The organism is Desulfosporosinus burensis, from assembly GCF_054657535.1.
On sequence record NZ_BAAHYN010000025.1, the window covers coordinates 34,391 to 46,612 of the forward strand.

Genomic DNA, 12,222 nt, shown 5'->3' on the forward strand with positions numbered 1-12,222 from the left:
CTAGCGAAGGTTAAATAATCGAGATAAAAGTCCAGGTTTAGGAGTTGATGGCGCTGAAATGCTGCTTAAAGGTGGCAGAGCAAGGTCGTATTTCACTAAAGGAAGCTGATGAACATCCAAAAGAGTTGGCTTGATATGCTGTTCAATGTTTCTGTAGCTCGTTGGCGTAAAAATAACAACGTCGAGACCGATCAGGTTAAAATAGGCAATTAAGATGCAGTCATTTTCATTGAAGGATTCCTTAACATGATCATAGAGTATCACTTTAGGTATCTCTTGAGGATAATCAAAACCTTGGATGAGCTTAATAAAGGATTCATCCATTGTTAAGATCGTCATGATTATGGTTAACTTAAATTTCTCATCAACCGTTGTTAAAAACATTCCTGAGCTCATTAGTTCGTTGATTTTAACCATCAGGAAATGTTGCAAAGGTTCTTTGAGATAACTCAACTTGTAATGCCGATCTTTCAGGACTTTGGACACATCTAAAAATCCGTCCTTGTTCAGTAAATAGTTTGCTTGGTAAAGTTCCTGCTTGGTATAGCATATTTTAGTGAAGGGGACATCCTGAATAATTTTTGTATTAGGAGCCTCGGCAAGCGCTTTGAGGCCTTGCCAATAATCATTAATATCTTCGCTAACTCCATTGACCTTGGCAAATATATTGGGAACATAAACCTTCCTATTCTGTATTTTAAACTCTGGACGAAGTTTTGTAGGTTCTCGCCAGAGTATTTTAAGTTCATCATAGGTGGTTTTAAGAGTTATCGGTTGAGTTAGGTAGTTTTCAAATTGCCATGGTTTAAAAAGACCCACTTCTTCACCATAGATTACTTCCTCAATTTCTTTCGATGCATTATAGGCAACGGTGCTTTTGCGAATCAATTGCTCGTGTTCTGGAAAGGCAGCGAAGGATAAATTATGATTATTTTTGACTGGATAAGTTAAAACATTGCCCTGATCGAAGCGTTGAAATGGTTTATCGCCCAATTGCTCAGAGTGAATAAACAGAACGTCACACCCTATCCTATGGAAAGCATAAAGCAGAAATATTTCGTGTGCTTTAATCGGACCATAGAAAAGAATTTTGGGATTATGTAGATTAGACCCTTCGACACGGAAAGGATTACTCCGCTTCCCTTGCGTAAAGAGACTCGGAAGGTATCGGTTGAACCAACTTACAATCTTTAACGAAAAATTTAAGACAATGGAACTATTAACGTTACTATTTTTTTCTACAAAGAGCTTAACAATCTCCACAAACGATTTCAATATCGTGTTATTTAGAAGCTCTCCATAGGTTTGGGGGAGGATCTTGGCCTGGAGAATCTTTTCGATAAGCTCCTGCCAGCCCTGAGGAGAATCGCTAAATAGTCTCTGGGGTATCAAGGCACTTTCCTCAGCTGTGGGTGCCGGAATACTCTCAAGAAACTTTAGATACTGGAATTTTTGAAAACCTTTATCAAGATTGTAAAGAGTATTATAATACTCCGCCTGCCAATCATCCGTAGTACTGGGCACTCCAATATAACGAACAAAATAGGTCGGAACTATTGGATAGGGTTCCCCTACAAAACCACTGCGTTGGTTCAAGGGCACTAAACTATCCTCAAAGATCGAAGCCGTTTTCTTCAAGGAGACCACAATAATAGGACCGTTGCTTAAGCTATCCAACCGATTCTTGTTCTGTATTTGCGTGTCGCTTTTGATCTTCTCTTGCTCAAGTGTGGGCATAATGGTTTTAGGCTTTTCCTGAGATCTTTTTGAGGGAAAGGCCCCTATTGGAAGGTCTTTCGACTTTCTAATTAACAAGCAATATTCGTTTTTGTAATCTATAGTCTCAAATAAATCTTTAAACGAAGTATTTAGCACAAGTACATCAAACCCGACTAGGGACATTAGAATCAGGAAATAAGTTTCGTGTTTGGTAGGACTTCCCCAATAAACAATTTTAGGGTTATAGGGTGATTTTTTATTGATGAGTTTGCCATAGTTACCAAACCACAGCAAAATTTTAGTACTAAAATTGAGCATTATACTTAAATTAACCGGTCCCTCATTCGTCATAAATAGATTTATCATGAAGCCAAAGGCTTTTTTAATTTTTTGATGAACTTGATTATCTGAGGTTAATGAAAAATAGCCCTGTGTTTCTAAGACATTTAGAAGCGCCCCATTACTAAAATCCTTCAACGGAAGAGGTGCCAATAATTTTTTAGCTCGTTCAATTAATGATCGGTCGGTAGTCAGTGGGACAGTTTTGTCAAAACAATAATAATTACCCATTGATCTCAGTCTTTCATCTAACCTAATAACCTCAAGTTGATACTGTCTCTCGTCGTCGCAGCCAATAATACGGTAAAAATATACGTACGGTATCGCCCCCCTTTCTTTCAGAGGAGATAAAATATCCTTAAAAATATCGTCTGATTCTTTTAAAATCGTTAACTTCTCCTTGCTTTCCGTACGTCTCACTCCTTTCAAGAAAGCTAAGTATCACTATTCCCAAGATTCCCAGATAGATGGTTCATATCCTACCGTTGCCTGTTTTCCATTGCGTACGATAGGGGTTTTATAAAGACTAGGATTGTTCAAGAGTATTTCTTCCTTACCACTAGTCGAAATAATGCGATCCATGTTTAAGCGCTTATAATCCTTAGTCTCATTATTAACTAGATTCTTTAATCCTACAGCAGCCTTTACACTTTGCAATTCTCCTTTGCTCAAGCCAAGCATTGTCAAATCTACAAATTGATAGTTAATTCTTCGTTCTTTAAAATAACGTTCTGCTTTTTTTGTGGCAAAACATTTTTTTACACCGAAAATCTGAATATTCATCACCCGATCTCCTTTAGAAGAAACAATCTCTATGGGATTATTACACGATTCGTTCTAACTGATACTTCCATAACTCATTATCTAATTATCTAGACCATTCCCCCTCGTTTGTTTCTAAGAATATTTTTTAGTAAGCTTATCATAAAACGGTCTGAATTCTTTAGGGAGTAACAACTTATTTTCCGACACAGCCATTTAATTATTTCTACAATTATTATCTTAATACCTGCAATAAAACTCATTTCATTGATATAATAACCAAAAAGCCTGCAAAAGCAGGCTATGACATAACTATTAATGCCTCATTTCTTCAAGATTTACGATTACAACGAAAAAAGAGACACTTGTAATGTCTCTAAATCCTAATGCACCATCCGTGCTACTTCAGCTAAAGGACCTATATCTTCTATATTAAAATAACGTAAGTTTTTTAGCTTCTTCACGGAGTTCGTCTCTGAAATCTGGATGAGCAATACTAATTAACTCTTGGGCACGCTCTCTCATAGTCTTCCCTCGAAGTTTAGCAACACCGTATTCAGTGACGACGTAATCAACGTCCTGGCGGGGAACAGAAACCGCAGTACCATGGTTTAATAACGGTACAATTTTAGAAAGCCGGCCTTTCTTAGAAGTATTGGCAGCTGAATGCAGGCATATAAAGGCTTTTCCTCCAGGTGAAAGCTGTGCTCCCCGGACGAAATCCAACTGACCACCTGTACCGCTATGTTGCCTCGGACCAATGCTTTCTGAAGCTACCTGACCTGTAAGATCCACTTCAATCGCTTGATTTATGGCGATCAATTTATGATTTTGACCTATTACAGAACAATTATTGGTCCAAGTTGTGCTGTGCATCTCCACCGCAGGATTCTCGTGCATCCACTTATAGGTTTCAGCTGATCCTAGAGCAAAACATGCACATATTTTATGGCGACTCAAGGTTTTCTTTTTCCCATTTAGGACGCCTAATTCCCATAGGTATTTATAAGCATCACCCAGCATCTCCGTATGGGCTCCTAAATCATGCTTATTTGCCAGGAGTGTGCCTAGTAGATTAGGCATCCCTCCAATGCCTAACTGTATAGTAGATCCATCCTCAATCCTTTCTAATAATAAATCAGCAATGGCGATATCTTCTGCAGAGCCTTCTTTAGCGACAGGTATCGTATATAATGGTCGGTTACTTTCTACAATACAATCGACCTGCGATATGTGTATGAAGTTATCACCAAATACATAAGGCTGATTCTCGTTAACTTCCATGATTACCATAGCATTTTCCTGTTTCGCCACCTCATGAAAGTATAGGGGTGCAGTTGCAGTACAAAAATACCCATTCTTATCCATTGGAGCTGAAGCGGATATTACCTTGGTCTTTCCTGGCGGAAGGTCTTTAATCCTGTCGATAAAAACTGCAGCATTGCCGCTTACACTATCTGGAATAAAATTAGCGTATCCCTTCCTTACAGCTTCTCTCAATATTGGAGAAAGAATGAACACAGAACTTGCCCTTAAGTGGGGATAAATTTCGGGTTTTATCCAATCCGTCGATAATGTCGGCCCCAGCCCAAGGACCTCAACATCGTCAAATTCTCCTGCTTCAGCCCGTTTACCGATCGCATTTAATATCCCTATCGGTTCGCTGACGAATTGATTTGCCACAATCTTGTCTCCAGATTGAATCAACATCGCGGCATCTTCCAGTGACCTATACTTTTCTTTATATTGTTCTTGAAATTTTAAATACAAGAAAACTCCTCCTTTGATACATGACAGTATCAAACTATCCCGCCACCGGACATTATTTGGTTTCTTCGAGCAAATAGGAATGTCAGGAATTTAGGCTTTAATAGTGTTAATAGCGTTAATAGTGGCAATACTTTCGATACTTTTTCCTTTCATTTCAACAACAAAGAAAAATGCAACCAAACATGCTATAACTGGTGGAATGGCAAAGAATACAAAAGTACCGGTAAAACCAACACCCATCTGTTGTACATAACCTGCGACAATAGGGCCGAGAAATCCTCCTACACGACCAAATGCCTGAGCCCAAGAAACACCAGTAGTTCTAAATTCGGTTGGGTATGCTTCAGCAAGGAGCGGCTGGGTACCACTTAACGCCCAATTCATTGCAAAACCTACTACCACACCAAAAACAACTACTTGCCATTGGTTACCGGCAACTCCTAGTAAGAGAATTGCTATGGCCGTAAACCCCCAACCCATAATAACGTTTTTTCGGCGTCCAATGATATCTGCAACATAACCAGTGCATAATCCGCCTATCATTCCAAAGACATTTTGTAAGACAGCGAAAGAATAACCCTTTACTAAACCATACCCTGCTCCAACAAGAAGGGTAGGTAGCCAGCCTGTTATACCATAAATCACCACTGAGCCCATGAAGTAAATAGTCCAAATAGTCATAGTCGCTTTGCGATATTCAGGAGAAAAAATTGCACTTACTCCAACTTTTTTAAAGGCTGGTGGTACAATTAAACTACCCGGAGCCCAATCACTAGCCACACCTTTAGCTGATATCTCCATTTTTTTAATGAGTTCTAATGCTTCTTTTTCTCGCCCTTTGCTTAAAAGCCAGTGTGGAGATTCATTGAGTTTGAACAGCAACACTATCGAGAATAGAGCAGGTATCCCTCCTGTAAGAAAGCAAACTCTCCAGCCATAGACAGGAACTATATAAATAGCAACAATACCCGCTATCACCCAGCCTAAGACATAGAAGGCCATTATTGACGAGATAAAATAACCCCTATTCTTGGTCGGTGCACTCTCTGACATCATTGTCACTGCAATAGGTATACAAGCACCGAGACCCATGCCAGCAATTACCCTCAGAATAGCAAATACTTCAAAATTAGGCGCAAAATAAATGGGCATTGTTAAGATGGAATAAAAAGCCACAAAAAATGCAAGAGTCTTTTTCCTACCGATGCGATCAGAAATAACCCCTGAAAATATTCCCCCGATCATTAAGCCCAAAAGGCTCCAGGAGGCAAGACTTCCGGTTTGAACCTTTGTTAGCGCCCATTCTTTGGCCATCTGCGGCATTGTATAGGCGACAATCATATAATCATATCCATCAAAAAGAAGCGCAAGACCAACTAAAAGATAAACAGTAAACGTATATTTTGATACACCTAAACTATCAATAATCTCAGAAATTGTTGACTTCTTATCCATTGGTTACCTCCCTAACTTAATTAGATAATGAATAATACCAAAAGATTGACTGGATTTTTTTTAAGAGAACTTCCTCCCCATGCCGATATTTTTCATTTTTCATACATAAATAGGATATTTAATCAAGAAGCACTTTTCCTTTACCCTTTATGGCTTTACTCAAGAGTCGTTAGTCAGACCATGTTCTAGGCAACTCACCTCATTTCAAATAAATATTGCAACTACTTTTGATCCCGACAATTGCTTTTTCAAAACAATATTGTCGGTATAATCTAAATAGTTGCAATATTCATGCCAATCAGATTTTATGATATTAATTTTTCAGGGCCTGATTATAGGCCAGCTTATCAATTCTACTACTTATTTCTTAATGTCTATGAACTCATTATTAACCATTTATGAATGTCAATTTTGACCTTTTTAGTCTTCTGATCCTTCTTGTTAGACTAGATAGACTGATATCCAGCTGTACTGCTGCTTCTTCCCTGCTCCCGCAGCGCGTAATCATTTGAGCGATAAATCTATTTTCGAATTCTTCCATTGCTTCATTAAGGGTCTTCGCTAGATAATTATTGTCTAATGATAGAGGTTCACATGTTTGATGAAATTTTGGAGGGATGTGTTTAGGAGTTATAACCGTTTCTTGGGCAATAATGATCAAGCGCTCAACTAAATTGGCCAGTTCTCGGACATTACCCGGCCAATCATATTTAGACAAAGTTTCAATCGCTTCTTTGCTGAATTTTACATTGAAATTATATTTTTTATTGAAATGGTCAGCATAATGTTGAATAATTAAAAGAATGTCATCTTTTCTTTCACGCAAGGGGGGAATCGTAATTGGCAAAACATTTAATCGATAAAATAAATCTTCCCGAAAAAGTCCTCGCCTGACCATATCCTCAAGGTTTTTATTAGTCGCTGCCAATATCCGCACATCAATCTCTTTTGGCTTAACTCCTCCCAGCCTAGTTACTTGTTGATCCTGAATAACATTCAAAAGCTTAACTTGCAAGTTTTTAGGTAAATCTCCTATTTCATCTAGAAAAAGAGTACCTTTATTTACAAATTCAAAATATCCCGCTTTACCTTCTTTGCTAGCTCCAGTAAATGCCCCTGTTTCATATCCGAATAATTCAGATTCCAAAAGATTCTCAGGAATAGCCCCGCAATTAATTTTTAAAAATAAGCCAGCTTCATTACGAGGGCTTGCCTTATGAATTATATTAGCAATTAAGTCTTTTCCGACCCCAGACTCGCCTAGTAAAAGAACCGTACTGTCAACATAAGCGACTCGATAAGCCAAATCGATAACTTTACGCATTTCTCCGCTCTGGGCGATGATCTCCATGTTATTGTCTTTTTTAATTTGATTCAGTTCTGCTAAATATTTAGAGGCAAGCGCTTGTGTTTGCAGGTATTTGTTCTTTAATTGATTTAAATCCGTTATATCCCGTACGTTACAATATATCCTATGGATTTTCCCGTTACTATCGTAACTTGGAACACCAGTACTTAGAGCAGTCTTACCAAGAATAGTATTTATCACTGCCGTTTCTTTCACGCCGGATTCAATAACTCTTAACGTCGCACTGGCATCAGTTATTCCCTCTGCAGTCAGGTCTCTTGTTGTTCGACCTATTGAATCTGGGTACTTTAGCCCCATAATTCGTTCAATCGAGGGATTGGTATAGATAATTTTACTTTCACCATCGGCGATAAGCAGACCATCATAAGAGTTTTCAAGCATTCCTAAATAGTCCCGATTCTGTTTCTCTAATTCGGCATTACGTCTTTTAAGCTGTTCAAGAAGTTCTTGGCTAATGGTTTCTTCTCCTAGTCCCATTGAATCCACTCCTTTTTCAATACTGCCAAATTAATTGGAAATCGGATTTAGTTTTTTATCTTAAAAAGTTATTTTCAACGATGCTCTATGTCATAAATGACCATAGATGGTTAAATATGTCATAACGCTATATTGATTGTACTGTTTGAAAGGTTGCAGCGCAAGAGTATTATTCAAAAAATACTGAATGATTGGATAATTTAAGCAATTTACCATAAGTTAAATAAATAGGGTTCAGTTGAAACATTGTTGAGATAAATTATTTCATAACAAAGAAAACCCTCGTGGGAGAGGGTAGCTATTACGACTGCCTGTTCAAGATTCATTACTATTCTCCTTATTTTAAAGCACGAGCCTTAAGTACTGTATAGATCGCTGCTTTATTGTAATATATAACCCTAATCTCCTGCTGCCTGCCAAAATATAGCCTCATTTAATATTCTTACTGCAAAATCTATGCCAGACGAACTATTGTTTATATTCTGTATTTTCAAATAAATAAAGCTGGTTTGAAGCCTTTTGTCCTATTTATTCCCTTTGATTTTTTTAACTAGGAACCCATTAACGGTCATCTATGAGCGTCAATTTTGACCTTCTTGGGTTATTGTTGTGGATTAAAGATCAACGTTTATAATCCTCGAGCTTGCTTAGGAAAGGTAAGGAAACTAAAGAAATGCGACTATGGCATCAAGATCTTCTTCCGTTATTACCGCGCGCTCAACTACTCGGACAGCATCGAGAATGCTGCGCCTTGCGCGGAATGGGGTGGGGAAAAAAACATTCTACCGTTGATTATGTATTTACTCACAGTGTGAAAAATCTTGTAGACTATCATTGTCTAGTTCTCAAAGAAATGGAACACCGGGGCTATCAGCCGAATCCTCAATGGTACTACCCTGAATACCGTGGGAAAAAGGCTATTCCTTGGGCGAGCATTTTGACATCTGAACAGAATCCTGTCGTGGAATCTAAGATTTACCCTGAGCATGACGATGCTTATCGAGAGGAATGTATTGCCAACCTTGCAAAAAAAGGCGTAAGACTCTCCTCGATATCGCCTCATAGCAGCAGTGCTAAGACGAGATTCATGCAGCATATTAAATTGACCGGGGCTGAATAAATAAATCCAGATATTTAACTATGGTATTTATATAGGAAAGGAAAAATATTATTAAGTGAATGAGTTACTCTTATAGAAATAAAATAAGCAAGTCCGAATTAACAAATTTATTGCGAATTCGGACTTATTATTTATGGGACTATTTTTAAAAAAAAGCCTGGAGTTTAATGATTTAAAGAGGTATTGTTTTGTTTGAATTTACGATAAAGTGTGGCACGAGAAATACCTAGCTCTTTAGCCACCTGGGTCATATTTCCTCCACATGTTTCAATGCACGCTTGAATAGCGTCATGCTCTAACGTCTTCCTAAAATCTCTAAGTTTGCATGCCTCTGAATTATGAGGAAAATCAATTGATAATTTAGCCAATCTTTCCGGGAATAATTGCGAACTTATTGTATTTCCCTCTACCATAGTCACTGCCCTTTCTATTATGTTCTGCAACTCGCGTACATTCCCTGGCCAATCATACAGTGCACAGTTCCGATAAACATCTGGGGCGATACTGTCTATTTTCGTCTCCATTCGTTCAGCCATTTTTTTGACAAAGTGAGCTATTAATAGAGAGATATCCCCTTTTCTATCTCGTAGGGGCGGAAGTTCAATGCTTACAACGTTAATGCGGTAGTACAAATCTGCACGGAAATCTCCTATTTCTACCTCTTTTTCTAGATCCCTATTCGTAGCCACAATGACACGTACATCTACAGGAATGGCACCTTTATCCCCGACCCGGGTGACTGCCTTTTCCTCAAGAACACGCAAGAGGGATGTCTGCATGTCTAAGGGCATTTCCCCAATCTCATCCAAAAAAATAGTGCCGCCATCAGCCAGTTCAAATTTCCCAGGACTGCCTCCTTTTTTAGCCCCGGTAAAGGCACCTTCTACATATCCGAAAAGTTCACTACCCAATAAATCTCGTGGAATAGCGGCACAATTTATAGCAAAGAAAGGTTGATCTTTCCGTGAACTTGCATTATGGATTGCTTGGGCGAACAGTTCTTTTCCAGTTCCGCTTTCTCCTAGAATTAAAACATTGGAATAAGTTTTTGCAACTTTTATACCGATTTTGATGCAGTCAAGAAATTTTTGCTCTTGTCCAATGAGATCGGAGAAAGTAAAACGAGCATAATTTCCCAAGGCGCTGGTAACGAACTTTGCAGCTCGGGACATCTGTTGAATTATCAAGACTTTACCGAGAAGCTCCCCGTTTGATTCTAAATAACGTGTCGAGACCACACACCTGATTATTCCGGTAGAGTTTTGGATGTTTACAAACCGATCCGTAACATTTTCTTGGGAATTAATAACACTTGCAAGATCTCTGTACCGATTAATTGATTCAAAGGTTTTATTCAAAATACTAAAAATATTTTTTCCAATAGGATGTTGTTCAAAACCCAGGATATCTAAGGCCTTTTGGTTTACATGGATGACCGCGCCGAATTCATCAATGGCTATTAATCCGTCGGAAAAACATTCCATAATTACGGTTTTAAAGTGATTGGCAATCTCGAATTTCCTGGCTAGGCGATGGACTGCCAGTTGTTTCTCGATAGAGTCAACCGCAGCTACTACCATCCCTAAAGTATGAGATTGAACCTTGATATAACTTGCGGCCACAGTTAACGTACCAATTATTGCCTGAGTATCTGGATCATGAATAGGAGCGGATGAGGTAGTGCAGTGCTTGAGACATACGCACCAATGCTCGTCAGGATGAACCTGAAAAGGTCGATCATGATAGACTGCTATAGCAGAGGCACTGGTTCCCATCACGGATTCTGACCAATTGCTTCCCTGAACTGCCTTGCTTGTTTCGTGCATCGCTAATGCTGAAGGGTCCCCGACTGCTTCAAGCACAAAATGATTATTATGCTCGATAGCCTCTAATGTTATCGAAAAGCCCGAACCTTTGACAAAATCATAAAAGTTATCCATGGCTGGAACAGCAATCTCTATTAATTCTCTGTATTTTAGCTTGATTCGTTCAAAATCCTTAGTAGACCATAGATCATAATTTTTCCCTTTACGTGGATTAACTTTGCCTTTACACCTTCGCCATGAAGCTAAAACTTCTGGCTTTAGTTTTGAGGTATCAATAGGCTCGCCAGCAATAAATTTACCCCAAATACTTTTATCTTGGCCATTTGTGTTAGATGTCATATTAATCCTCCTCCCAAAGTTGGAAGTATCAAAGCGATTAAGCAAAGACCACAAATGGTTCCATCTTAAAACAAATTAAGCATTTTAGCCTCTTCGCGGAGTTCGGCTCTGAAATCGGGATGAGCAATACTAATTAACACTTGAGCACGTTCGCTCATATTCTTACCTCGAAGTTGGGCAACCCCTTGTTCAGTCACAACGTAATTAATTTCTTGGCGGGGAGTAGTAACCGCAGAACCATGTTTTAACAATGAAACAATTTTTGAAACTCGGCCATAATTAGTATTAGCTGCTGAACGAAGGCATATAAAGGCTTTTCCCCCAGGTGAAAGCTGTGCTCCCCGTGTGAAATCCAACTGCCCACCTGTACCACTATATATCTTTGGGCCAATGCTTTCAGACGCCACCTGACCCGTAAGATCTACTTCAAGAGCCTGATTTATGGAGACCATTTTATGATTTTGACCTATTATATATGGATTATTGGTCCAAGCTTGGCTGTGCATCTCCACCGCCGGATTTTCGTGCATCCACTGGTACGTTTCGACTGACCCGAGAGCAAAACATGCACATATTTTCTCGCGACTTAGTGTTTTCTTTTTACCGTTTAAGACGCCTAATTCCCATAGGTATTTATAGGCATCGCCCAGCATTTCCGTATGAGCTCCTAAATTATGTTTATTTGCCAGGAGCTTACCTAGTATATTAGGCATCCCTCCAATTCCCAGCTGTATCGTAGAACCATCCTCAATCATTTCTAATAGTAAATCAGCAATGGCGATATCCTCTGCAGAGCCCTCGCCAGCTGAAGGTATTGAATATAACGGTTGGTTACTTTCTACAATACATTCGATCTGAGATATGTGGATGAAGTTATCACCATATACATAGGGCTGATTCTCGTTAACTTCTAGGATTACCATCGTATTCTCCATCCGCGCCGCTTCATGAAAATACAGGGGAGCAGTGGCTGTACAGAAATACCCATTCTTGTCCATTGGTGCAACACTAGATATCACCTTGATCTTACCTGGCGGAAGGTCTTT

At 38.9% G+C, this 12,222-nt stretch carries 8 protein-coding genes; 1 reads left to right on the forward strand and 7 read right to left on the reverse strand.

The genetic code is table 11. The annotated features are described in order from the left end of the window. The 5 genes from ACYQ3Q_RS27235 to ACYQ3Q_RS27255 all read right to left on the reverse strand — a co-directional run bounded on the left by ACYQ3Q_RS27235 (nucleotide 1) and on the right by ACYQ3Q_RS27255 (nucleotide 7,891). Entirely contained in the window at nucleotides 1-2,478 is a 2,478-nt protein-coding gene (locus ACYQ3Q_RS27235) for a YceG family protein (protein ID WP_459931543.1), read from the reverse strand. A 24-nt stretch (nucleotides 2,479-2,502) separates the two neighbouring features. Next, nucleotides 2,503-2,841 (reverse strand): arsenate reductase family protein, encoded by a 339-nt coding sequence (locus ACYQ3Q_RS27240; protein ID WP_459931544.1) that lies wholly within the window; start codon nucleotides 2,839-2,841, stop codon nucleotides 2,503-2,505. Between the two features lie 411 nt (nucleotides 2,842-3,252). Next, nucleotides 3,253-4,590: an acetyl-CoA hydrolase/transferase family protein gene (locus ACYQ3Q_RS27245; protein ID WP_459931545.1), complete on the reverse strand. Its 1,338-nt coding sequence runs from the start codon at nucleotides 4,588-4,590 to the stop codon at nucleotides 3,253-3,255. 90 nt (nucleotides 4,591-4,680) lie between these two features. Continuing rightward, on the reverse strand, nucleotides 4,681-6,045 hold the full coding sequence (locus ACYQ3Q_RS27250) for an MFS transporter (protein ID WP_459931546.1): 1,365 nt from the start codon (nucleotides 6,043-6,045) through the stop codon (nucleotides 4,681-4,683). Between the two features lie 388 nt (nucleotides 6,046-6,433). Next, nucleotides 6,434-7,891, reverse strand: coding sequence for a sigma-54 interaction domain-containing protein (locus ACYQ3Q_RS27255; protein ID WP_459931547.1), 1,458 nt, complete (start codon nucleotides 7,889-7,891; stop codon nucleotides 6,434-6,436). Between the two features lie 673 nt (nucleotides 7,892-8,564). Between ACYQ3Q_RS27255 and ACYQ3Q_RS27260 the strand changes: the two genes are divergently transcribed. Then, nucleotides 8,565-9,011, forward strand: a complete 447-nt coding sequence (locus tag ACYQ3Q_RS27260) for a TIGR02328 family protein (protein ID WP_459931548.1) — start codon at nucleotides 8,565-8,567, stop codon at nucleotides 9,009-9,011. A gap of 164 nt (nucleotides 9,012-9,175) precedes the next feature. Here ACYQ3Q_RS27260 and ACYQ3Q_RS27265 read toward each other — a convergent pair whose 3' ends face one another. Together ACYQ3Q_RS27265 and ACYQ3Q_RS27270 are read right to left on the reverse strand one after the other, a co-directional pair. Next, nucleotides 9,176-11,176, reverse strand: coding sequence for a sigma-54-dependent Fis family transcriptional regulator (locus ACYQ3Q_RS27265; RefSeq protein WP_459931549.1), 2,001 nt, complete (start codon nucleotides 11,174-11,176; stop codon nucleotides 9,176-9,178). A gap of 65 nt (nucleotides 11,177-11,241) precedes the next feature. Then, a partial coding sequence (locus ACYQ3Q_RS27270) for an acetyl-CoA hydrolase/transferase family protein (RefSeq protein WP_459931550.1) occupies nucleotides 11,242-12,222 on the reverse strand: 981 nt, incomplete at its 5' end.